We start from the raw sequence: 23,020 nt of genomic DNA, 5'->3' as shown, positions 1-23,020 counted from the left end.
CCCGCCGCCAAACCGTCCCCAACAAGTTGGCTCAAAACCTTTTCTTTCCCCTCAAAAATCATCCGCCATCGAAGAGGATAAAGGCTCCAGGATCTTTTCGTATGCGATCATCTCGGTCGTCCTGTGTTTCGCGATCGCTGTTGCCGCATTTGCCATCGTCTATTTCATGAACCGGTAAATGAAAATCGTCTTCGCATACACGCTTGCCGCTGGCGCGACCTCCGCGCTTACCGCGCCCATCCCCGGCACCTCCCTCCAGTACGCGGCCAACACGGGCAGTCAGGTCCTCGAGTATAAAAATAAATATTATTTGGTGAAGGACGGGGTTTGGTTTGTCGCGGACAGCGCGACGGGGCCCTGGACGGTGGCGGACAAGATCCCGCCGGAGATCTACGACATCCCGCCCAGTTCCCCGGTCTACAACGTGACCTACGTGAAGGTCTATGAAGCCGACGACGATTCGGTGACCTATGGCTATACCGCCGGCTACCTCGGCGCCTTCGTCGTCGGCACGGCCCTCGGGGCGACGCTCGCCTACGGAACCGGTTGGTATTACCCTCCCTATGTCTACGGGGCCTGGTATTACCCGCGTCCTTATTCCTATGGGGTCGGCGCCTACTATAATCCCTGGACCGGGTCTTATGGACGCTACGGCGCTTATTACGGGCCTTACGGCGGCGTCGGCTATGGCGCCGCCTATAATCCGGTCACCGGGACCTACGTGCGCGGCGCCGCGGTTTACGGCCCCTATCAGGCGCGAGGCTACGCCCAGGCCTACAATCCTTGGACCAATACCTACGCGGCCACGCGGCAAGGGTCCAATGCCTATGCCAATTGGGGAAGCTCGGTCGTGCAGCGCGACGACAAGTGGGTGCAGACCGGGCATTACAGCGACGGCGGCAAGGGCGTGGCCGGCTACCAAACTTCCGCGGGCAACCAAGGCTTTGTCGCGAAGGGAGACGATCTCTACGCCGGCCGCGACGGCAACGTCTATCGCAAGACGGACGACGGCTGGCAAAAATATGACAACGGAAGCTGGAACAACGTCGGCGGGAACAAGTCCTCCCAGTTAAGCTCGACCTCTGCCTCGCAACGACAGGAGCAGCTTTCGCAGCAGGCGCAGAAGCGAAGCGGCGGACAAGCCCCCTCAAGTCTAGGCGCCTCCCAGCGGGATCTCTCCAACCGCCAGGCCTCCCAGGTGAATCCGGACGTGCAAAACCGTTTAGACCGGGATTCCGCGAATCGCGACCTGGGCAATCGGCGCGTGCAGGATTTCGACGCCTATCAGCGCAGCGGCGGCGCGCGCCTGAGCCAATCGGGCTTCGATCGCGGCGGATTTTCCGGCGGCACGCGCGATTTTGGAGGAGGGGGCTTTGGTGGAGGCGGCGGCGGAGGGTTTCGCGGTGGGGGCGGCGGAGGTGGATTTCGCGGACGGCGCTAAATAATGCACGCTTGGAGGGAGGCGGTTATGCGTGATCTTTGGGCTCGGGCTGTGGGCGGGGGATTTTTGCTCTTCGCGGCCGTTTCCTTTCTTTCCTGCAAATCGGAAAATACCAAACAGGCGTCGCCGCCGCAGCAGGCCGCGAACGCCGAATGGGAGCCCGACCGCAAGGTCCTCCCCGTGCAAATGCCGCCGCCGCCCGAGTACACCGAGCTGGACGTGCGCCAAGCGAAGCCGCCGCCTTGGCGCGAGGTGAAGGCCCCGAAGGGAGCGCCGAACATCGTGATCGTCCTGATCGACGACATGGGCTTCGGGGTGCCGAGCACCTTCGGCGGGCCGGTCCCGATGCCGACGATGGACCGCATCGCCGGCGAAGGCCTGCGTTTCAACAACTTCCATACCACCGCGCTCTGCTCCCCGACGCGCGCTGCGCTGAAATCGGGCCGCAACCACCACGTCAACAACATGGGCTCGATCACCGAGATGGCGACCGCCTTCCCGGGGCAGACCGGACAAATCCCCAATACCGTCGCGCCGGTGGCGGAGATGCTGCGCTTGAACGGCTACAGCACGGGCGCCTTCGGCAAGTGGCATGAACTGGCGACCTGGGAGACCAGCGTCTCGGGGGCCTTCCAGCGTTGGCCCACCGTGGGCGGCGGCTTCGACAAGTTTTATGGATTCCTCGGCGGCGAGACCAACCAATGGGCGCCGCTGCTCTACGACGGGGTCGTGCGCGTTGAGTTGCCGGAGGACCCCAAATACCACTTCATGACCGATATGACCGACAAGGCCGTCGCCTGGATGAAGCTCCAGCACGCATTGACGCCGGAGAAGCCCTTTTTCATGTATTTCGCGCCGGGCGCGACGCATGCGCCGCACCACGTGCCCCAGGAGTGGATCGCCCGCTGGAAGGGAAAATTCGACCAAGGCTGGGACAAGCTGCGCGAGGAGACCCTGGCACGGCAGATCGCCCTGGGCGTGGTGCCGAAGGGGACCCCCTTGGCCCCCAAGCCCCAGGCCATCAAAGACTGGGACAAGCTGAGCCCCGACGAGAAAAAGGTCTTCACGCGCCAGGCCGAGGTCTACGCGGCCTTTGCCGAGATGACCGACCATGAGATCGGTCGCCTGGTGAGCGCCTTGGAGGAGACCGGCGAGCTCGACAACACCCTCTTCATCTATATTGCCGGAGACAACGGAACCAGCGCCGAGGGCGGCATGGTCGGCATGTTCAACGAGTACACCTATTTCAACTCCGTCCCCGAGACCATCCCGGAGCTGTTGAAGCTGCTCGACAAGTGGGGATCCCCCGACACCTATCCCCACATGGCCGCGGGTTGGGCGGTGGCTTTCGACACCCCCTTTACATGGACCAAGCAAGTCGCTTCCAGCTTCGGCGGTACGCGCAACGGGATGGCGATCCGCTGGCCGAAGGGGATCCAGGCCAAGGGCGAGGTGAGAAGCCAGTTCCATCACGTGATCGACGTGGCCCCCACGCTGCTCGAGGCCGCCAGCCTGCCCGAGCCCAAGGTCGTCAACGGCACCCCGCAAATCCCCATGCAGGGAGTCAGCATGCGCTATGCCTTCGACGACGCCAAGGCCCCCGATCGCCATCTCACCCAGTATTTCGAGATCTTCGGCAACCGCGCCATCTACCACGACGGGTGGCTTGCGGGCACCGTCCATCGCGAGCCCTGGGCGGAAAAGCCGCGGCATACCCTCGAAGAGGACGTGTGGGAGCTCTACGACGTGAGGTCGGACTTCAGCCTGGCCAACAATTTGGCCGCGAAGCAACCGGAGAAGCTCAAGGAGATGCAGGCCCTGTTCCTGAAAGAGGCCGAAAAGAACCAAGTCTTGCCGATCGACGACCGCAGCCTGGAGCGAGCCGTCGCCGCGATGGTCGGGCGTCCGGATCTCATGGCCGGCCGGACCTCGCTGACCCTCGCCGAGGGGATGGCCGGGATGCAGGAAAACGTCTTCCTCAACGTGAAAAACAAGTCGAAGACGCTGACCGCCGAGGTCGAAATCCCCGCGAACGGAGGGAATGGAACATTGATCGCTCAGGGCGGGCGCTTCGGCGGCTGGTCGCTCTACATGAAGGACGGGAAGCCGGCCTACGACTATAACTTCCTCGGAATGGGCCGGACGACGATCGCCTCTCCCCGGGCAATCCCTGCCGGCAAGGCGACCCTCAAGTTCGATTTCGCCTATGACGGCGGCGGATTGGGCAAAGGTGGAACCGGGACGCTCTTCGTCAATGGGGAGAAAGTCGCGGAAGGCAGGATCGAACGCACCCAACCCTTCCTATTTTCGGCCGACGAGACGGCCGACGTCGGCATCGATCTCGGCACGCCGGTGGTCGAGGCCGTGGGCGCCGAGCGCCAATCGAAATTTTCGGGAAGCATCCCCAAGCTGACGGTCGAGGTGCGCGACGCCAATCCCTCGGCCGAGCGGGCCGTAAAAAATAAACAGGAGCTAGTCCGGAGAGCGACCGAGTAAAGGAAACCAAATGCCCACATTTAAGATCCTGCTTCGCAATGCAGCCCTCGTCCTAACGCTCCTTTCCTCCGCGGCCTCCGATGCCAGCGAGGGCGGCAGCAGTCACTATGTACCGGGGGCAATGGCCTCGTTCATCGATTTTCCTTCCGGTCTTCCTTACAACGTCTTGAGCAGCACGCCCGGATATTTCGGTTCGGCCTCCGTGTCGCGTCAGTTTCCCATTGCAGGTCTTTTGACCGCGGACTTGTCAGCCAATTATGTCGGTTGGTTGCCTACCTTTCAATACGACCTGCCTAAGAAAGTATTGGGTGGCCAATACGCATTCACGGTGAGTATCCCGGTACTTTCCTTGGACGTGGATGCTAGCGTCCTGGGTGGTGCCGGGGGCGGGGTAGCCACCTCGGATTCGCGCTCTGGGCTGGGAGATATCTATTTTTCCCCCTTCACGATGTTTTGGAAAAAGGGAAATTTCCACTACCTGGGTTCCTTGGGCATTTACGCGCCTTCGGGCGCCTACGAGGTCGGCCGCCTGGCGAATTTGGGGAAGAATTATTGGACCTTCAATCCCTTGTTCGGATTCCAGTACAATGACCGCGAATCCGGCTTAGAGGCGGTCACCTTCCTGGGTTTCAACTTCAACACCGAAAACAATGCGACCGATTATCAGTCCGGCCATGAGTTCTACCTCGACTTTACCGTAGATAAGCGTTTCAAGAACGGCTTTGCTGTTGGCGGCACGGGCTACGTGTTCCAGCAAATCACCGGCGACGGCGGCACGGGCGCTAGGCTGGGCGGTTTTAAGGGCCGCACCTTCGGTTTGGGGCCGGTGATCTCCCTGCTGCGTCCCCTCGATAAAAAAGTCCTCTTTGCCATGGAGGCCAAGTGGATCCCGGAGATCGAGGTCAAGAATCGCCTCCAAGGGCATTACGTCTGGTTTAAGTTCGGCTTTATCTTCAATTGAAATCTTTCACGGGCATCGCGCGAAAACTCCTCGGGAGGGCCATTTATGAACTCATATCGTTTCCCCTTTTTCCTCGCCGTATTCATCCTGGCCGGCGGCATGGGCAGCCGTCCCGCGGAGGCGCAGGGCCAGGCCTCCCGCGCTCCCAACATCGTCTACATCTTGGCCGATGACTTGGGATGGAAGGACGTCGGCTTCCATGGCTCGGATATCAAGACGCCCAACCTCGACAAGCTTGCCCAGGGAGGCGCCCGGCTCGAGCAGTTCTACGCCCAGCCGATGTGCACCCCCTCGCGCGCCGCCTTGATGACGGGCCGGTATCCCAACCGCTATGGATTGCAGACTGCTGTCATTCCTTCGGCGGGACAATATGGGCTCCCCACCGACGAATGGATCCTGCCCCAGGCCCTCAAGCAAGCGGGTTACCGGACGGCTATCGTGGGCAAGTGGCACCTGGGTCATGCCAAAAAGGAGTTTTGGCCGCGGCAAAGAGGCTTCGATTACCAATACGGACCGCTCTTGGGCGAGATCGATTATTTTACCCACTCCGCCCATGGAACACGCGACTGGTTTCGGGACAATCAGGCCGTGGTAGAAACCGGGTATGCTACCACGCTTCTCGGTCAGGACGCCGCCAAGTGGATCGAGAACCATGATGCAAAAAATCCACTCTTTCTATATTTGACCTTCACGGCGCCTCACGCGCCTTATCAGGCTCCTCAGGAATACCTCGACAAATATAAAAATATCACGGACCCCAACCTTCGCGCCTATTCGGCGATGATCACTGCCATGGACGATGAAATCGGCAGGGTGGTCGAATCGCTGGAAAAGAAAGGGATGCGCGAGAATACCCTGATCGTCTTTCAAAGCGACAACGGGGGGCCTCGCTCCGCGAAAGTCACCGGGGAGGTGGACACCTCCGGCGGATCCATTCCGGCGAACAACGGGCCGTACCGAGAGGGAAAGGCCACGCTTTACGAAGGAGGCACGCGCGTCGTGGCGCTGGCCAATTGGCCCGGAAAAATCCAGGCAGGGAGCGTGGTGGAACAGCCGATCCACATCGTGGACATGTATCCTACCTTGCTGAAATTGGCCGGAGCCCCTTTGGGGAAAAACAAGCCCCTCGACGGCATGAATGTCTGGTCGGCGATCAGCGAAGGAAAGCCCTCCCCGCGTCAAGAGGTGGTCTATGGCATCGAGCCTTTTCGCGGCGCCGTCCGCCAGGGGGACTGGAAGCTCGTATGGCGCAGTATCCTGCCCGGCAAGATCGAGCTCTTCAACATCGCCCAGGATCCCGCAGAGAAAAACAACCTCGCCGCCCAGCAGCCGGCCAAGGTCCAGGAATTGCAGAGGCGCATCGAGGTCCTGGCCGCCGAGAGCGCCAAGCCGCTGTTCCTGCTCGAGGCCTTCCAAAAATCCTGGAGCGCCCTGACCGAGACAGTGGCACTTCCCCGCGATGACCAGGCTTACCAGATGGAACCTTGATCCAATAAAAGAAAAGAATTGATAGGAGGCCCCATGTATCGACGAATCCTTTTTACAGCCCTCGCCCTGACGTGGGCGGCCAGTGTTTCTCCCGATCTTCCCGCGGCTTCTCCGGAGACCGGAGCGCAGGTGACGCCGGCAGCGGACCCTTCGGCCAGGGCTTGGCAAATCATCGACGGGGCGATGGCCGGCAATGTGGACCAACGACGCATGATTGTGGACGCGGCGAGCCTGGGCGGGGCGCGGCCGAAGGTATTCGAATATCTGGGCAGGGCCGCGGTGGACAAGGACCATGAGGTTCGCATGGCGGTCTGCACCAGCTTGGCCTCGCTCAAATCGCCGGAGAGCATTCTTCTTCTCAAAAAATTGTTGGCGGATCCGATCATCGAGATCGGCTTTTGCGCGGCCCAGGCCCTTTACAGCCTGGACGATCCCTTGGGGAAGGAAGCCTTGTTGGAGGTCCTGGAGGGGCAAAAGAAGACCGGAGCGGGCTTCTTTTCCGCGGAGAAACGGGAAGCGATGGGGGCGTTCAAGACGAAAAAGAGATTTTTCGCCTTCCTGTTCCGAATGGGGATTCGTTTCGCCCCGGTTCCCGGGCTTGCCATGGGGGTGAGTTCCATGCAAGCGCTCAGCAAGGATCCCGGTGTCTCGGGTCGCTCGCTTTCCGCCCTCGCCTTTGCGACGGGTCGCGATTCCGAAACGCGGGAGGCCTTGGTCGAGGCATTGAAGGATAAAGACGCGGTGGTGCGTGCCTCCGCGGTCCATGCCTTGGCATTGCGGAATGATCCTTCCGCCAAGGCGGCGCTGATCCCCCTTCTGGATGACAAAGAGGACAAGGTCCGTTACCGAGCGGCGGTTGCCTACCTGAGACTGGAAAAGGTGGAGGAGGAAGCCAAGGCGGCGGAGTCGCAGCCGACCCCGGGGAACTCGCCGAAGAATTCCCCGCGGAAAATGTCCGGACGCTGACCGCGGTTTACGGTTGAGAAATCCTCGACATCAACTCCAGCGCTGGAGAAAACTGGGGATTTCTTGCCAAGGCTCTGCCCAGGGCTTCTTCCGCCTTGGCCTTGTCTCCGCGCTGCAGGACGATCGTCCCGATGGCGTACGCCGGCTCCGGCGAATCGGCCAACAGGATTTCGGCCTTCGCCAAGGCCCGCAGGGCCGGCTCCACGTCGCCGGACTGGGCGTAGGCGAGACCCAGGTTATACCAGGCGCGGCCGAACGAGGGATCCAATTGAACGGTCTTTTTTAGGAGTTCCAGGGCTTCACGGCTACGATTGAGTTCCGCGTTCAAAAGCCCGAGGCTATAGGCGTAATCGGCGTTTTCCGGCTCCAAGCGTTGCGCCTCTTGAAAGGCCCCCAGGGCTTCCATGTTTTTCCCCAGGAGATTGAGCACCCGGCCCTTCATGAATTGGGCGTAGGCCGAACTCCGGTCCCAATCCGCGGCCTTGCGGATCCAGAGTTCCGCCTTGTCTTTTTCTCCCCTGGCCAAGAGGAACTGGGCCTGCTTGAGGGCCCCCGGCGGTTGGTCGGCATTTTCCTCAAGATACCGCACCAGCTCCGGCAGCCCCGAGCCCGGAGTCTTGCCTTGAACGACGGAACTCCAAAGGGCATCCACTCGAACCAGACGGCTGGGGTCGTCCTGAAGGGAGGCCGTTTCTTCAGAAAATTCGGGAGCCTCCCGCAAAGAGCGCAGGGCTGCGGAGCGCACCAAGGGATGGTCCGACCGCAGGGCGCCTTGTAAATGTTTCCGCACCCGCGGGTCTTGGGACCAGGGCGAGAGGAGGGAAAGCAAGACCGCGCGCCACGCGGGGTTTTCTTCCTGCTCGAGGAGGGCGATTAATTCCGAGACCACACCGGCATCACCGTTGTGGGCGCGGGCAATCGCTCGGGCACGACGGCGGCTGGGGCGATCCATCTTGGAGCCAAACCACTTCCGGGTCCACTCCACCGCCCACTCGGTCGAGCGGTCGGAGTGGCAGCGGTTGCAGGCATTGGGCACGCCCAATTCCTTCGTGAGCAGGGGATCGGGAATGGTAAAGCCATGATCGCGCCGGGGATCGCGAATCATGTATTTGGTCACCGGCATATGGCATTCGATGCAAAGACTGCCCTTGCTGCCCGCGGGATGGCGGCTGTGGGCCAGGGGCTCGATGGGAACGGCGCCGCGTTGTCCCGGCGTCTGGTGGCAGGAGAGGCAGAGGGCGTTGTTTTCCACGGGAAGAAGGAGTTTTCCCGAATGGGGATTGTGGCAATCCAAACAGGTGATACCCTTCAGGCCCATCCGGCTCATCAGGAGGGACCCATATTCGAAATTTTCCTGCCGGACCTGGCCGTCGGGATAATACACCCCTTCTTGATCGGCCAGGACGAGCCGGTAATGGTCCTCGAAGGATTCGCCGGGATGAAAACGGCCCGTCAGCTCCTCGCGCCGGGAATGGCAGGAGGCGCAGGTGTCTTGCGCCCGGCCCGGAGTCTTCGCCGCGGCCTTGTTTTCGTCGGTTCCCGCCGCCTCGGGATGCCCTTTCTTCTCGCCGTGGCATTGAAGGCAGGAGACGCCCATGCCCCGCCAACGGCTGTGGTAGGCGTCGGTTTGGGGGTCATAGCCCTTTTCGAAGCCGGTCATGTGGCAGGAGGCGCATTGTGAGTTCCAGTTGTTGCCCCGGTTGAACCAGTGGCCCCACTCCTGGGGATCGCGGGCCTCCTCGCCGAAGACGTGAAACCATTCCCGGGCGGCGGGGTCCCAGGCCAGCGGAAAGACCTGCCAGCGCCCGCCCGGAGCCGGGACCAGGTATTGCCAAAGCGGCGCGACGCCGATGACGGCCTCTGGGAAAAACAGGCGCTCTTGCCCCTCGGCCTCGCTCCAGACGAGCGCCGGCCGGCCCTTGACGCGGGTGACTTGGAAGCGCGAGGCGCCGATGGACAGGGATGTCTCTTTGGCGAAGGCCGCTCCGTCTTTGGCGGGATCGAGCCGGCGATTGGCCCAGGCGTGCTGCGAGGTCAGCCAAGAGTCGTAGGCCTCGCGGTGGCATCGGGCGCATTGCTGGGCCTCGGGGGAGGGGATCTGCGAGGCGGAGGAAAGCGAGTCGGACAGGGTCTGGGGGGCGGTTTCTGGCGTGGGCGATTCTTGCTGGCGCGAGCAAGCCCATCCCAGGCATGCCCAGAGGGCCCCCGCTCCGATCAAGGCCGAAAAAATATGGGAGCGTGGGGACTTCTTCACTCCAGCTTTCATAGCCGAGATAATCGGCCTACGTCATTAGTTTTCCAGGAAGCTGGCAAAGTCCATCTCTGCATGGATTCACGGGGTCAATCCGCCGGCCACGGCGGGTTCCGCCCTTTTTCTTCAAGTTTGACTTTCGTCATTGGCTTCTTTGCCTTCCTTGTTCTCCAATGAAACCATGAATCCCCCCGGGCCCCCAAAGCTTTCGCCGTCCCGCCCTCGAAGCATCCTCGTCTACAGCTGCTCCGGCTGCTCCTCCGCCGCGCAGATGGCGAACGCGATCGCGCTTAAGCTCGACCGCGAGGGCCGAGCGGAGATGTCCTGCATCGCCGGGATCGGGGGCGGCGTCGAATCGCTGCTCCGCAAGGGCCGCGTCGCCGATCTCGTGCTCGCCCTGGACGGCTGTCCGCTGGCCTGCGTCCGGCATTGCCTGGAACGGGAAGGGCTGCGCTGTGACCGGCGCTGGGACTTGAGCCGGATGGGGGTGGCGAAGAAATTCCACGAGGACTATGACCCCGTCCAAGCCGAGACGCTGTACCGGAAGATCGTCGCGGATTTGGAAGCGCTGCTCGCGGAGGTCGGGGCGTGAAGGAGCTCTTCGCCTTTTTGGCCGAGCATCGGGCGATGCACTTGGCCACGGCGGGGGGAGAGGGGCCTCACGTCGCGCCCCTGTTCTATGCCTTGGATCCCCGACCCTTCCGCCTGATCTTCCTCTCCGCCCGCGAGACCCGGCATATCCAGGAGGTCCTCCGCGATCCCCGCGCTGCTGTCTCCGTCGCCTTTGCCGGCGCCGAGCCGAGGGAAATCCGCGGGGCCCAGCTGTGGGGGTGCGTCGCGGCGCCGCGGGATGCGACGGCCTGCCTGCTGCGCTACCTCGCGCGCTTTGCGGAGGCCGGCAATTATCTCCCGGGAGACGTTCTGTCTCACCTCTGGGAATTCCGCGTCGCGCGGGCGCGCTGGATCGACAACCGCGAGGGCTTCGGCCATCGCCTCGAATGGAGCTTCCCCCGTGGAGACGGCGGCGACGGACCTTCCGGACTTTGATTTTCGCGTGGACTACGCGGAGGGCCGCCTCGAGCTGCGCGAGGGCCTTCCTTTGCCCGTGGAGTTTAGGGATTACCTCTCGAATTACCTGTTCAAGCTCTCCGGGCGCCGCCCGATCGGCTTTTACCGGGGCTCGCCGGTCTATTCCCTGTATCAGACGCCGCCCGCCTCCGAGGCCGGCCGGCGCTCCCTGCAAATGCGGCTGCGGCGCCGCTTCGCCGGGGCGCGCATCCCCGCCGTCGCGACCCTGGCCGTGAATCGTGCCTGCCAATGCCGCTGCGAGCACTGCTCGGCCCTCTATTATAACCGCAGCCGCCAACGCGAGCTCTCCACCGGGGAGTGGCGCGAGGCGATCGCGCAGACCCTGCGCTTGGGGGCCACTCAGATCATCTTCCTGGGTGGGGAGCCGCTCTTGCGGCGGGATTTGGGAGAGCTGTTGCGGTCGGTCGATCCGAAACGGGCGCAGGCGATTCTCTTCACCAACGGCGAATACCTAAGTGAGCCTTGGGCGGAGGCCTTGCCGGAGCAGGGCCTGATGGGCGCCTTCGTCTCGCTCGATTCGGTGCGCGCGGAAGAGCACGATCGGCTGCGCAGGCGTTCCGGCCTCTTTGAAAGGGCTGTCGCGGGTATTAGCAGCTGGCGAAGCCGAGGTTATTTGGTTGGCATCTCCTCTTACTTGAGCCCGGCGCGTCTTGCGGCGGGGATATTTGAAGAGATGATGGAGCTGGGGCGCGAGCTGGACGTGAACGAAGTCACTTTTTTCGACGCCATCCCCAGCGGTCCCTGGTTGCACCGCGAGGACTGCCTGTTGCGCCCGGCAGACCGGAACCTCATTCGGCGACTTGTGGCCTCGTATCGAGTGAAAGGCGATTACCCGGGCATCTCCGCCCAATCCCTGCTGACGAGCGGGGAGGGCGGCGCCTTCTGCTTCGCGGCCAACACCCAATTTTACCTCGGCGCGGGCGGTGAGATGTGCCCCTGCGATTTCACGCCCCTGACCGTGGGACATTTCCCCGAGGAAGGCCTCGAGGCGCTGTGGCGGCGCATGACCGCCAGCCCCCCTTATCGCTGCCGGGCCAAGGCCTGCCGCATGCAGGATAAGGAATTTCGCCGGGTTTGGATCGATTCCATCCCCGGGGGAGCGGCCTTGCCCTGGCCTCTGGGGGACACTGCCGGCAATTAGCGCGAGGGCTTACATTGACTTTGCTCGAATGCTTTCATAGACTTATTAGAATGCCTCCTCCCAACTCCAAGCCCGCCCCCTCCTGTACCGAGTGCCAATCCCGATCCATGGGCGTGCTCTGCAACCTCGACCACGAGGCCCTGGAAAAATTGAACAACCACAAGACCTCCAACCGCTACCTCAAGGGCCAGATCATCTTCTACGAGGGGAACCAGGCCTTCGGGCTCTACGGCGTGTACTCGGGGCGTGTGAAGCTCTACAAGACTGGGATCGACGGCCGGCGCCAGATCGTCCGCATTTGCGGACCCGGGGACATCCTCGGCTACCGCTCGCTTTTCGCCGAAGAGCCCTATCACGCCACCGCGGAGGCCTTGGAGGACTCGACCATCTGCTGCATCGATCGCGCGGCCTTCTTCTCGGTCATCGGCGAAAATCCCCGCTTCGCCTTCGACCTGCTGCGCAAGCTCTCCGTCGAGCTGCGCAGCGCGGAGGACCTCGCGACCAGCATCGCGCAGCGTCCCGTGCGGCAGCGCATGGCCGAGCTGCTGGTGATGCTCCAGCAGACTTACGGCAAGCCCGCCAAGAAGGGCGTGCAGATCCACCTCGAGCTCTCCCGCGAGGAGATGGCCGAGATGATCGGCGTGACCCAAGAGACGGCGATCCGCCTGCTCTCCGAGTTCAAGAAGGGCGGGTGGATCTCGGTCCAGGAGCGCTGCATCACCATCCTCAACCCCCAATCCCTGCTCGAAGCCGCCGAAATCGAATAAAATTTTCTCCCACCTGATCTAGATCAGGTCCCCCTCTGTCCGGGGTCATTGGGGCCTTGAACGCCTTCCTTTATCTTCTCCGCAATGGAGAAGGACTTTTCCTCGCTCAGCGAATCCCAATGGAATCAGGCCCTCGCGCAGGGCCAGCAGCTTAATTTTCACCGCGGCCAGGTGCTTTTTTACGAAGGGCATCTGCCCTATGGCGTTTTTTTAGTCCGCAGCGGCCGGGTGGAGCTGTCCAGCGCCGGCGAGATCTGCGCCGCCGAATCCTGGTCCGCCCCCCAAGGCAAGATCTTCGGCATTTCCCATGTGTTTTCCGGCTCGCCTTTTTGTTGCACCGGCGTGGCGGCCGAGGATTGCGAGGTCGTTTTTATCTCCAAAAGCCGTTTGGAAGCCCTGTTCAAGGGCCTTATCGGATGATCCCCGTCATGTCGGGGCATGAGTGGGCGCATTTTTGAAAATCGGGAAAAGCCTTAGATTTTCCCGGAGGAAACGAAACGTGAAAGATTCGAATCGAGAAGCGTTATTGCGGTGCGAGAGGATCAATCGGTGGATCTCGCTCCTCTTCGCGACCTTATTCCTGGGGACCCTCCTGTACGCGGCGACGCTGCGCGCGGCCTTCGATCCCGCCGAATACTACGAGAAAAAATGCAGCAGCTGCCACACCGTCGGCGGCGGCGACGACGTGGGGCCGGATTTGAAGGGGATCGGCGAGCGGCGCCCGGAAGACTGGCTCATCAAGATGATCCAATCCTCCCAGTCCATGATCAGCGCCGGAGATCCCGTCGCGACCCAGCTCTTCGAGAAATTCAAGCGCAAGAAGATGCCCGACCACGACCTCTCGCCCGACGAGGTGAAGCAGCTGCTGGCCTTCATTAAGCAGGGAGGTCCGGTGGAAAAGCCGATCGACGACAAGCCCGCCACGGCCGCGACCCCGCAGGATATCCAGCTCGGCCAGGAGCTGTTCCTGGGCTCGCGTCCCCTGGCCAACGGCGGGCCCGCCTGCATCTCCTGCCACAGCGTCGGCTCGCTGGGCCCCCTGGGCGGAGGGAGCCTGGCCCTCGACCTGACCCAGGTCTATTCGCGCTATGAAGACGCGGGCCTCTCCAAGGCCTTGCGCAAGACCGGCTTCAATATCATGCGCGAGATCTACGTGCCGAGGCCCCTGACCGGCGAAGAGGCCTTCGCCTTGAAGGCCTTCCTCTACCAAGCCGACCGCCAGGGCCAGGAGTCCACCGGCTTTCAGAAAAAATTCGTCTTCCTGGGCGTCGGAGGCTGCGTGCTGTTCCTGGGCCTCATGGATCTGTCCTGGCGAAAACGCAGGAAAAAGACCGCGAAACCCAGTCATGGAGGCTTGTCATGAGTTGGATCAAGGATTTGATTTCGCCGCAGACCCGCGACTGGGAGGAGTTCTACCGGAATCGCTGGCAGCACGACAAGGTGGTGCGCAGCACCCACGGCGTCAACTGCACCGGCGGCTGCTCTTGGAACATCCACGTCAAGGAAGGCATCGTCACCTGGGAGATGCAGGCCCTGGACTACCCCTCGCTCGAGAAGTCGCTGCCCGCCTACGAGCCGCGCGGCTGCCAGCGCGGGATCTCCTTTTCCTGGTATTTATACAGCCCCATCCGCGTCAAGTACCCCTACATCCGCGGCGCCCTGATCGACCTGTGGAAGGAGGCCAAGGCGAAGTTCAGCGATCCCGTCGAGGCCTGGGAATCGATTATGGCGAACCCCGAGGCGCGGGCGCGCTTCCAGCGGGCGCGGGGGAAGGGCGGCTTCCGCCGCCTGGCCTGGGACGAGGCGCAGGAGATCATCGCGGCGGCCAATATCTACACCGTGAAAAAATACGGGCCGGACCGCATCACCGGCTTCTCGCCGATCCCCGCGATGTCGATGCTGAGCTACGCCTCCGGCTCGCGCTTCCTCCAGCTGATGGGTGGGGTGAACCTGAGCTTCTACGACTGGTATTGCGACCTCCCGCCGGCCTCGCCGGAAATGTTCGGCGAGCAGACCGACGTCGCCGAGAGCGCCGACTGGTACAACTCGAAGTTCTTGGCCGTCATGGGCGCCAACCTCAACATGACCCGGACCCCCGACTGCCACTTCGCCGCCGAGGCGCGGCACAACGGCAGCAAGATGGTGGTCTTCTCGCCCGACTTCAGCCAGGTCTCGAAGTACGCGGACCAGTGGATCCCCGTCAACCCCGGTCAGGACGGGGCCTTCTGGATGTCGGTCGGCCACGTGATCCTGCAGGAGTACTACCAAGACCGCAGCACGCCTTACTTCGTCGACTATGGGAAGAAGTTCAGCGACCTGCCTTTTTTGGTCGAGCTGGTGAAGGAGGGCGATCATTACAAGCCGGGCGCCTTCCTCCGCGCGAACCGCCTGGCGAAATACCGCGACGCCGAGCTTGGCGACTGGAAATTCCTGGTCCTCGACGAGAAGACCTCGGAGCCCTTCATGCCCAAGGGCAGCGTTGGGCACCGTTGGCAAAAAAAACCAGGCGATTGGAACCTCGAGGCGAAAGACGGCGAAAACGACGCGGCCTACGACCCGCTACTCAGCCTGCTGGGCCGCCAGGACCAGGTGGCGCAAGTCGCCTTCCATGAATTCGGCGAGGACAAGACACCGATCCGCGGCGTCCCCGCCAAGATCTTGCAGGGCGAAAACGGTCCCATCGTGGTGACCACCGTCTTCGACCTGATGAACGGCCAGTACGGCGTCTCGCGGGGCCTGGAAGGGGACTATCCGAAAAACTACGACGAGATCGGCGCCTACACGCCCGCCTGGCAGGAACAGTACACCGGCATCGGGAAGAATACGGTGCTGCAATTCGCCCGCAGCTGGGCCCAGACCGCGGCGAAGACCCAGGGCAAGTGCTCGATCATCATCGGCGCCGGGATCAACCACTGGTACCACAACAACCTGATCTACCGCGCGGGGATCAACGCCCTGATGCTCTGCGGCTGCATCGGCGTCAACGGGGGCGGGCTCAACCACTACGTCGGCCAGGAAAAGCTGGCCCCGGTCGGATCCTGGGCCGCCATCGCCTTCGCCAAGGACTGGCACGGGCCCTCGCGGCTGCAGAACGGGCCTTCCTGGCACTACCTGCATTCCGACCAGTGGCGCTATGAGGGCGATTTCAAGGAATACCACAAGTGCCCGGACAACACCTTCACCCAGGGCCACACCGCGGACTTCAACGTGCAGGCGGTGCGCTGCGGCTGGCTGCCCTTCTACCCGCAGTACACCAAGAGCAATCTGGAGCTGTGTCGCGACGCCGAGCGGGCCGGGAAGAAGGGCCCCGAGGAGATCTCGGCCTACGTCCTCGAGCAGTTGAAGGGTAAAAAACTGCGCCACGCGATCGAGGACATCGACCACGAGGCCAGCTGGCCCCGCGTCTGGTACATCTGGCGCGGCAACGCGATCATGTCCAGCGCCAAGGGCCACGAATACTTCCTCAAGCACTACCTGGGCACCCATACCAATGCCATCGCGGAGGAAGTCGCCGAGGGGCGGGTGCGCGAGGTGGAGTGGCACAAGAACGCCCCGCTCGGGAAGATGGACCTCATCGTCGACCTCAACTTCCGGATGGACACCTCGGCGCTCTACTCCGACATCGTCCTGCCGGCGGCCTCCTGGTACGAGAAGAGCGACCTCAACTCGACCGACATGCATTCCTATATCCACCCGCTCAACGCGGCGATCCCGCCGGTCTGGGAGTCGCGCAGCGATTGGGACATTTTCAAAGGCATCGCCAAGGTCACGAGCGAGTTGGCCAAGAAGCACCTGCCGGACCCGATCAAGGATATCGTCACCCAGCCCTTAAGCCACGACAGCCCCGACGAGCTGGCGCAAAAGGAGATCAAGGACTGGGGGAAGGGCGAGTGCGAGCCGATTCCCGGCAAGACCATGTATAAGTTCGCGGTGGTCGAGCGCGACTACACGCAGATCTACCAAAAATTCATCTCCCTCGGGCCTCTAGTCCGGGCGGGGCTGGGCGCCCACGGCGTCAAGTATCCGGTGGAGGATCTCTACGAAGAGGTCCTGAAGACCCATCCCACCCAGGCCTGGGGCGGCAAGGTCTATCCCTCCCTGGAGCGGGACGTCGAGGCGGCGAACTTGGTCCTGCTCTTTGCCCCCGAGACCAACGGCGAGTTGGCCTACCGCGCCTACCAGAACATCCAGGAGCGGGTGGGCCTCAAGCTTACCGACTTGGCTGAGGACAGCCGCGACGTGCGGCTCGAGTTCTCCGACCTAGTCGCGCAGCCGCGCCGCCTCTTGAACAGCCCGATCTGGTCCGGACTGATGGACGGGGGCCGCGCCTATTCCGCCTACACCTACAACGTCGAGCGGAAGGTGCCCTGGCGCACCCTCACCGGCCGGCTCAGCTACTACCTGGACCACCCGGCCTACATCGCCTTCGGCGAAAACCTCCCGGTCTACAAGCCCTCGCCGCGCCCCGAGGCCTACGGCGATCTGAAGAAGAGCCTGGAGCAGGGCAAGGCGAAGATCCTGAATTACCTGACCCCGCACGGCAAGTGGCACATCCACTCCACCTACGGCGACACCCTGCGCATGCTCACCCTGTCCCGCGGCACCGAGCCCTTCTGGATCGGCGAGGAGGACGCGAAGGAGCTGGGCCTCGAGGACAACGATTACGTGGAGGTGCACAACGACCACGGCGTGGTGGTGACCCGCGCCAACGTGAGCGCGCGCATCCCGAAGGGCGTGTGCATCATCTACCACTCGCCGGAGCGCACCTACTCGGTGCCGCGCTCGCCGCTGCGCGAGTACAAGCGGGCGGGCGGTCATAACAGCCTGACCCGGGTGCGGCTGAAGCCGAACCTGATGGTCGGCGGCTATGCCCAGTTCACCTATCACTTCAATTATTGGGGTCCCACCGGCTGCAACCGCGACACCTATGTCATGGTCCGCAAGCTCGAAGACCTGGTTTGGTAGGGTTATTATGGATGTTCGCGCACAAGTATCGGTCGTATTTCACCTGGACAAATGCATCGGCTGCCACACCTGCTCCATCGCCTGCAAGAACGTTTGGACGGACCGCAAGGGCGCGGAATATATGTGGTGGAACAACGTCGAGACCAAGCCCGGCACCGGCTATCCCACCGCCTGGGAAAACCAAGAGGACTACAAGGGCGGCTGGGTCAAGAAGGGGAACTCCATCGAGCTGAAAGGCGCGGGGAAGCTGCGTGCCTTCAAGAACATCTTCCACAACCCCAACCTGCCGACCATCGACGACTACTACGAGCCCTGGACCTATCGCTACGAGGACCTGTTCAACTCGCCGGAAGGCGATACCCAGCCGGTGGCGCGGCCCGTCTCGCTCTTGACCGGGAAGTTCATGGAGATCAAGGCCGGTCCCAACTGGGACGACGACCTGAGCGGCAGTCCGGATTACGCGCGCAAAGACCCCAACTTCAAGAACCTTTCGCAGGCCGAACAGGAGGCCCTCTTCCAGGTCGAGAAGCTGGTCATGTTCTACCTGCCGCGGATCTGCAACCACTGCCTCAACCCCGCCTGCCTCGCGGCCTGTCCCTCGGGGGCCATCTACAAGCGGGGCGAGGACGGCGTGGTCTTGATCAACCAGAAGAAGTGCCGCGCCTGGCGCATGTGCGTCACCGCCTGCCCCTACAAGAAGACCTATTACAACTGGTCCACGGGCAAGTCGGAAAAATGCATCCTCTGCTACCCGCGCCTCGAGACGGGGCAGGCGCCCGCCTGCATGCACTCCTGCGTCGGACGCATCCGCTACCTGGGGATGATGCTCTACGACGCGGACCTGATCCACCAATTCGCCTCGGCCGACGAGTCGAAGCTGCTGGATCTCTCCCGCGAGATTATTCTCGATCCCAAGGATCCCAAGGTGATCGCCGAGGCGCGGAAGAACGGCATCCACGATTCGGTCATCGAGTACGCCCAGCGCTCGCCGGTCTACCGCTTCGTGAAGGAATGGGGCCTCGCGTTGCCCCTCCACCCCGAATATCGCACCCTGCCCATGCTCTTCTATGTCCCGCCGCTGCTCCCGATCATGGGGATGAGCGAGGAGGGGGTCTACGAGAGCCTCACCGAGGGGCTTTTCACCGACATCGAGCAGGCGCGGCTGCCCATCCAATACCTGGCCTCCCTCTTCACGGCCGGCAACGAGGGCCAGATCCGCGAGGTCTTGAAGAAGATGATGGCGGTGCGCCTCTACCGCCGCGAGGAGACGGTCGGCGACCTCGGGGCCGAGGCCGTGCAGAAGGCCCTCAAGGAGACGGGCACCAGTCCCGAGGAAGCGGAGGCGATCTACAGGCTGACCTCGCTGGCCAATTTTGAGGAGCGTTTCGTCATCCCGCCCAGCCATCGCGAGGAGGCGGTCGTGATGCTCGACACCGAGTTCGAGAAGAAGGGCACCGGCGGCTTCGGCTTCCGGATGGCCGTGGGGAGGGGGTTATAGTCATGGCCCAGAGACACCCCTATGAAAGCTTCGCCCGCATCCTCAGCTATCCCTGGACGGGCGACCGCGCCGAGATCGAGACGGCCTTGACCGAGGTCGCGGCCGCCTATCCGGAAGCGGGCGAGGCCCTCGCCCCGCTCCGCGACTTCGTCCGCGAATCCTCCGAACAGCGGCTCCAGGAGCTCTACACCCACACCTTCGAGATCCACCCGGTCTGCTACCTGGACGTCGGCTACGTCCTATTCGGCGAGGACTACAAGCGCGGCGAGCTGCTGGTCCATCTCAACCGCGAGCATGAAAAGGCGGAGAACCGCTGCGGGACCGAGCTGGCCGACCACCTCCCCAACCTGCTGCGGCTTCTCGCCAAGATTCAGGCGAGCGAGTTGGCCGGCGAGTTGAGCCGCGTCTTCGTGGAGCCCGCCCTCGAGAAGATGCTGCCGGGTTTCAAGGAGAAGGGGAACGTCTACGGCGGGGCCCTGCAGGCGCTGCAAGGCGTCCTGCGCAAGGATTTTCCCGCCGAGGCCTGCGGGCCCGAGCGCCGGGAAGGAGCCCTGTCATGAAAAATTACCTGCTCTTCGTCGTCTTCCCTTATGTCGCGATCGCGTTGGAAGTGGTCGTCTCCGTCTGGCGCTACATCTTCCGGCGCCACGAGTTCACCAGCCTTTCTTCCGAATTCCTGGAGAGCAAGAAGCTGTTCTGGGGCTCGGTGCCATGGCACTACGGCATCCTCGCCGTCCTGCTCGGGCACCTGATTGGGCTGCTCTTCCCGCGCGAGGTCCTGCTCTGGAACTCCGTTCCGATCCGGCTGCTGATCCTCGAGGTCACGGGTCTGACCTTCGGCCTGCTGGCCCTGGTCGGCATCGTCCTGCTGATCGTCCGGCGGATCAGCGACCCGCGGATCCGCCAGGTGACCTCGAAGGTCGACGTCCTGGTGCTGGCGGTCCTGCTGGTGCAGGTCGCCTCGGGCGTGGCGGTGGCGATCGGCTACCGCTGGGGCTCGAGCTGGTACGCCTCCGCCCTGGTGCCTTATCTGCGGGGCCTCTTCACGCTCAACCCCAACGTCGAGTTCGTCGCGGGGATGCCGACCCTGGTCAAGGTCCACGTCTTCACCGCCTTTTTGATCGTCGCCATTTTGCCCTTCACCCGCCTGATCCACTTCCTGGTCGTGCCGGTCTCGTACCTGTGGCGTTCCTACCAGATCGTGGTTTGGAACTACGACCGGAAGAAGATTCGGCGGGCGGGCTAGGGGACAAATTTTTGGATGGAAATGGAGAGAGGATATGGAACGGTTTAAAGAATTTTGGAAATCCGGCCATCCCGGCACCTTGCTCACCGCCTTGTTGTATTTCGACTTCTGCTTCGCCGTGTGGGTGCTGAACGGCGCCATGGCTCCTTTTATCAGCGAAGAGTTCGGCCTTTCGCCCGCGCAGAAGGGCTTCATGGTCTCCGTGCCCGTCATGGCCGGCGCCCTGATGCGCTTTCCGATGGGCCTGCTTTCCCAATACATCGGGCGCAAGACCGCGGCGCAGATCGAGATGGGCCTGATCATCGTGGGCCTAGGCATCGGATATTTTTTCACCGGCAGCTACGGTTCCGTGCTGGCCATGGGCGTCGTGTTGGGCGTGGCGGGGGCCAGCTTCGGCGTCGCCCTCTCGCTGGGCTCGGGCTGGTATCCGCCCAAGTTCAAGGGCCTCGCCATGGGTATCGCCGGCGCCGGCAACAGCGGTGCGGTGCTGGCGGTGCTCTTCGCTCCCCCTCTGGCCAAGGCCTTCGGCTGGCGGGCGGTCTACGGCCTGTCCATTTTTCCGATTTTGCTTGCGATGATCCTATTGGCCGTCTTCGCCAAGGAACCGCCGGATCAAAAACGGGAAAACCTGAAGGACTACCTGAAAATCCTCGTCGATCGCGATGCCTGGGTCTTCAACCTGCTCTACATCGTCACCTTCGGCGGCTACATCGGCCTGACCAGTTTCTTGCCGACTCTGTTCCACGACCAATACGGCATCGCCAAACAGAGCATCGGGAAATACAGCGCCGCCATCATCGTCGCGGCCAGCGTCCTGCGCATCGCGGGCGGCTGGATGGCCGACCATATGGGCGGGATCCGGATGTTGCGCACCGTCTTTGTCATCATTCTCGGCTCCACGGTGGCCGCGGCCTTCTTGCCCGCGAACCCTTGGGTGATGGTCGCCATCATGATCGTCTGCTTCTCGGCGATGGGCGCGGGCAACGGCGCGGTCTTCCAGCTGGTGCCCTTGCGTTTCGCCACCATGACGGCGGTGGCGGGCAGCCTGATCGGCGAGATCGGCGCCCTCGGCGGCGGATTTCTGCCCAATGCGATGGGCATCGGCAAGGAATATGTGGGCAGCTTCACGCCGGGTTTTCTCAGCGGGAGCCTGTTGGCGGTGATGGGCATCGCCGCCTTGGCCATCTTCAGTAAATCGTGGACCAAGACTTGGGTGGGAGAGGGCGGCAAGGCGCTGGATACTTCAGAGGCGAAGATCTCCTCCGGAGTTACGGAACTGAGGCGTGTGAATTCTTAAAGGAGCTTTATGACGTCTACCTCCATGAAATCATCGGCCGCAGTTCCCCCCGACGCGGGCCTCCCCGCGAACCGAGGCAAATCCTGGCTGAAGGAATGGAAGCCGGAAGACCTCGGTTTTTGGGAGGGTCAGGGCAAGGCCATCGCTTGGCGGACCCTTACCATTACCACGCTTTGTCTGGTTCTTTCCTTCGCCTCCTGGTTCATGATGAGCGCGATCGTGGTGCGAATGCCCAATATCGGGTTCAAGTTCGACACCATGCAGCTCTTCTGGCTGGCCGCGATGCCGGGCTTGGCGGGAGGGACGCTGCGCATCCTCCACACCTTCCTCATTCCCATCTTCGGCACGCGAGCGGTGGTTACCGTCTCGACATTTCTGAAGTTGATTCCCTGCGTGGGGATCGGTCTTGCCGTCATGAATCCAGAGACTCCGTTCTGGATTTTCATGGTCCTCGCCTTCTCGGCGGGCTTCGGCGGGGGGGACTTTTCCTCCTACATGCCCAGCACCAGCCTCTTCTTCCCCAAGCGCCTTCAGGGCACGGCGCTCGGCATCCAGGCGGGGATCGGCAATTTCGGCGTCAGCCTCACCCAGTTTGTCACCCCCTGGATCATCGGCTTCGCGGCCCTGGGCGCTTTGGGCGGCGATCCGCAGACCTTCACCAAGGGCGCGGTGACCAAGCCGATTTGGCTGCAGAATGCGGCCTTCTGGTACGTTCCCTTGTTGGTGGTCCTCGGATTCCTGGCCTGGTTCCTACTGCGCAGCGTTCCGGTGCGCGCCTCCGTCCGGGAGCAGTCCGACATCTTCAAGGACAAACATACCTGGTTGATGACTTCGCTCTACGTCATGACCTTCGGTTCCTTCTCGGGTTTTTCCGCGGCCTTTCCGCTCCTGATCAAGTCGGTCTACGGGAATTTTCCGGATTCCCCGGATCCCTTGAAGTACGCCTTCCTCGGCCCCCTGATCGGATCGACGATCCGCATCGTGATGGGGCCGCCCAGCGATAAGTGGGGCGGTGCGATCTTCACGCAGCTCAGCGGCATCGGATTGCTCGCCTTTTCCATCGCGGTCACCTTTTTCACCCAGCCTACCTCGATGGCGCAGTTTCCGTGGTTCGTCTTCTGCATGCTGGGGATCTTCCTTTTCTCGGGGATCGGGAACGCCTCGACCTTCCGGCAGATTCCGGTGATCTTTCCGCCGCGCCAGGCGGGCGGGGTGTTGGGCTGGACGGCGGCGGTGGCCGCGTATGGCCCCTTCCTCTTTTCGCTGTTGATCGGGAAGGTCCTGACGAAAACGGGTTCGGTGAACGGATTCTTCTACGGCGTCGCGGTCTTCTATCTGCTGAACATCGCCATCAACTGGTGGTTCTACCGACGGAAAGGCTGCGAGAAGCCCTGTTAAGCACCATGAGAGAGCA

Annotated in this window: 18 protein-coding genes; 17 read left to right on the top strand and 1 reads right to left on the bottom strand. The window is 62.5% G+C overall.

Annotated features, from left to right (window positions below):
• The first annotated feature begins 178 nt into the window (after positions 1-178).
• The 5 genes from FBR05_01215 to FBR05_01195 are packed head-to-tail and all read left to right on the top strand — an operon-like array spanning position 179 to position 7,352.
• Complete coding sequence (locus tag FBR05_01215; GenBank protein MDL1870806.1) at positions 179-1,441, top strand: hypothetical protein; 1,263 nt, start codon at positions 179-181, stop codon at positions 1,439-1,441.
• A 27-nt stretch (positions 1,442-1,468) separates the two neighbouring features.
• Complete coding sequence (locus FBR05_01210; protein MDL1870805.1) at positions 1,469-3,937, top strand: arylsulfatase; 2,469 nt, start codon at positions 1,469-1,471, stop codon at positions 3,935-3,937.
• A 10-nt stretch (positions 3,938-3,947) separates the two neighbouring features.
• Positions 3,948-4,898: a transporter gene (locus FBR05_01205; protein MDL1870804.1), complete on the top strand. Its 951-nt coding sequence runs from the start codon at positions 3,948-3,950 to the stop codon at positions 4,896-4,898.
• Positions 4,899-4,943: 45 nt separating this feature from the next.
• Entirely contained in the window at positions 4,944-6,386 is a 1,443-nt protein-coding gene (locus FBR05_01200) for an arylsulfatase (protein MDL1870803.1), read from the top strand.
• A 33-nt stretch (positions 6,387-6,419) separates the two neighbouring features.
• Positions 6,420-7,352: a HEAT repeat domain-containing protein gene (locus tag FBR05_01195; protein ID MDL1870802.1), complete on the top strand. Its 933-nt coding sequence runs from the start codon at positions 6,420-6,422 to the stop codon at positions 7,350-7,352.
• 7 nt (positions 7,353-7,359) lie between these two features.
• Here FBR05_01195 and FBR05_01190 read toward each other — a convergent pair whose 3' ends face one another.
• Complete coding sequence (locus tag FBR05_01190) at positions 7,360-9,618, bottom strand: tetratricopeptide repeat protein (GenBank protein MDL1870801.1); 2,259 nt, start codon at positions 9,616-9,618, stop codon at positions 7,360-7,362.
• Between the two features lie 166 nt (positions 9,619-9,784).
• Here FBR05_01190 and FBR05_01185 point away from each other — a divergent pair, with 166 nt between their 5' ends.
• The 12 genes from FBR05_01185 (at position 9,785) to FBR05_01130 (ending at position 23,004) form a co-directional block, all read left to right on the top strand.
• Positions 9,785-10,195: a zinc-binding protein gene (locus FBR05_01185; protein ID MDL1870800.1), complete on the top strand. Its 411-nt coding sequence runs from the start codon at positions 9,785-9,787 to the stop codon at positions 10,193-10,195.
• Positions 10,192-10,650, top strand: a complete 459-nt coding sequence (locus tag FBR05_01180) for a pyridoxamine 5'-phosphate oxidase family protein (protein MDL1870799.1) — start codon at positions 10,192-10,194, stop codon at positions 10,648-10,650. The genes FBR05_01185 and FBR05_01180 overlap by 4 nt, the downstream gene beginning before the upstream one ends.
• On the top strand, positions 10,454-11,833 hold the full coding sequence (locus FBR05_01175) for a radical SAM protein (GenBank protein MDL1870798.1): 1,380 nt from the start codon (positions 10,454-10,456) through the stop codon (positions 11,831-11,833). The genes FBR05_01180 and FBR05_01175 overlap by 197 nt, the downstream gene beginning before the upstream one ends.
• 50 nt (positions 11,834-11,883) lie before the next feature.
• Complete coding sequence (locus FBR05_01170; protein MDL1870797.1) at positions 11,884-12,600, top strand: Crp/Fnr family transcriptional regulator; 717 nt, start codon at positions 11,884-11,886, stop codon at positions 12,598-12,600.
• Positions 12,601-12,684: 84 nt separating this feature from the next.
• Positions 12,685-13,020 carry a cyclic nucleotide-binding domain-containing protein gene (locus tag FBR05_01165; GenBank protein MDL1870796.1) on the top strand — a complete coding sequence of 112 codons (336 nt, stop codon included), beginning with the start codon at positions 12,685-12,687 and terminating at the stop codon, positions 13,018-13,020.
• A 22-nt stretch (positions 13,021-13,042) separates the two neighbouring features.
• A complete protein-coding gene (locus FBR05_01160) occupies positions 13,043-13,963 on the top strand; it encodes a cytochrome c (protein ID MDL1870795.1) in 921 nt (306 codons plus the stop codon).
• The gene (locus FBR05_01155; protein MDL1870794.1) at positions 13,960-17,565 is read left to right on the top strand and encodes a nitrate reductase subunit alpha; all 3,606 of its coding nucleotides are present in this window, start codon (positions 13,960-13,962) and stop codon (positions 17,563-17,565) included. Before FBR05_01160 ends, FBR05_01155 begins: the two co-directional genes overlap by 4 nt.
• A 7-nt stretch (positions 17,566-17,572) precedes the next feature.
• Positions 17,573-19,063: a nitrate reductase subunit beta gene (gene narH, locus FBR05_01150; protein MDL1870793.1), complete on the top strand. Its 1,491-nt coding sequence runs from the start codon at positions 17,573-17,575 to the stop codon at positions 19,061-19,063.
• A 2-nt stretch (positions 19,064-19,065) separates the two neighbouring features.
• A complete protein-coding gene (locus FBR05_01145) occupies positions 19,066-19,623 on the top strand; it encodes a hypothetical protein (GenBank protein ID MDL1870792.1) in 558 nt (185 codons plus the stop codon).
• Entirely contained in the window at positions 19,620-20,309 is a 690-nt protein-coding gene (gene narI / locus FBR05_01140) for a respiratory nitrate reductase subunit gamma (GenBank protein MDL1870791.1), read from the top strand. Before FBR05_01145 ends, narI begins: the two co-directional genes overlap by 4 nt.
• Positions 20,310-20,343: 34 nt before the next feature.
• Positions 20,344-21,606, top strand: coding sequence for a NarK/NasA family nitrate transporter (locus FBR05_01135; protein MDL1870790.1), 1,263 nt, complete (start codon positions 20,344-20,346; stop codon positions 21,604-21,606).
• Positions 21,607-21,630: 24 nt separating this feature from the next.
• Positions 21,631-23,004 (top strand): NarK/NasA family nitrate transporter, encoded by a 1,374-nt coding sequence (locus tag FBR05_01130; protein ID MDL1870789.1) that lies wholly within the window; start codon positions 21,631-21,633, stop codon positions 23,002-23,004.
• The last annotated feature ends 16 nt before the right edge of the window (positions 23,005-23,020 follow it).

Source organism: Deltaproteobacteria bacterium PRO3 (genome assembly GCA_030263375.1).
Lineage (GTDB): Bacteria > UBA10199 > UBA10199 > DSSB01 > DSSB01 > DSSB01.
Note: the sequence above shows the minus strand (reverse complement) of the source record. Positions and strands in the feature narration are given on the sequence as shown.

What these genes read in the sequence shown, in the direction of transcription:
- FBR05_01215 (MDL1870806.1), top strand. Translation starts at nt 179, where the DNA reads ATGAAAATCGTCTTCGCATACACGCTTGCCGCTGGCGCGACCTCCGCG.
- FBR05_01210 (MDL1870805.1), top strand. Translation starts at nt 1,469, where the DNA reads ATGCGTGATCTTTGGGCTCGGGCTGTGGGCGGGGGATTTTTGCTCTTC.
- FBR05_01190 (MDL1870801.1), bottom strand. Translation starts at nt 9,618, where the DNA reads ATGAAAGCTGGAGTGAAGAAGTCCCCACGCTCCCATATTTTTTCGGCC.
- FBR05_01175 (MDL1870798.1), top strand. Translation starts at nt 10,454, where the DNA reads ATGCGACGGCCTGCCTGCTGCGCTACCTCGCGCGCTTTGCGGAGGCCG.
- FBR05_01145 (MDL1870792.1), top strand. Translation starts at nt 19,066, where the DNA reads ATGGCCCAGAGACACCCCTATGAAAGCTTCGCCCGCATCCTCAGCTAT.
- FBR05_01205 (MDL1870804.1), top strand. Translation starts at nt 3,948, where the DNA reads ATGCCCACATTTAAGATCCTGCTTCGCAATGCAGCCCTCGTCCTAACG.
- FBR05_01135 (MDL1870790.1), top strand. Translation starts at nt 20,344, where the DNA reads ATGGAACGGTTTAAAGAATTTTGGAAATCCGGCCATCCCGGCACCTTG.
- narH (MDL1870793.1), top strand. Translation starts at nt 17,573, where the DNA reads ATGGATGTTCGCGCACAAGTATCGGTCGTATTTCACCTGGACAAATGC.
- FBR05_01170 (MDL1870797.1), top strand. Translation starts at nt 11,884, where the DNA reads ATGCCTCCTCCCAACTCCAAGCCCGCCCCCTCCTGTACCGAGTGCCAA.
- FBR05_01185 (MDL1870800.1), top strand. Translation starts at nt 9,785, where the DNA reads ATGAATCCCCCCGGGCCCCCAAAGCTTTCGCCGTCCCGCCCTCGAAGC.
- FBR05_01130 (MDL1870789.1), top strand. Translation starts at nt 21,631, where the DNA reads ATGAAATCATCGGCCGCAGTTCCCCCCGACGCGGGCCTCCCCGCGAAC.
- FBR05_01155 (MDL1870794.1), top strand. Translation starts at nt 13,960, where the DNA reads ATGAGTTGGATCAAGGATTTGATTTCGCCGCAGACCCGCGACTGGGAG.
- FBR05_01200 (MDL1870803.1), top strand. Translation starts at nt 4,944, where the DNA reads ATGAACTCATATCGTTTCCCCTTTTTCCTCGCCGTATTCATCCTGGCC.
- FBR05_01165 (MDL1870796.1), top strand. Translation starts at nt 12,685, where the DNA reads ATGGAGAAGGACTTTTCCTCGCTCAGCGAATCCCAATGGAATCAGGCC.
- FBR05_01195 (MDL1870802.1), top strand. Translation starts at nt 6,420, where the DNA reads ATGTATCGACGAATCCTTTTTACAGCCCTCGCCCTGACGTGGGCGGCC.
- narI (MDL1870791.1), top strand. Translation starts at nt 19,620, where the DNA reads ATGAAAAATTACCTGCTCTTCGTCGTCTTCCCTTATGTCGCGATCGCG.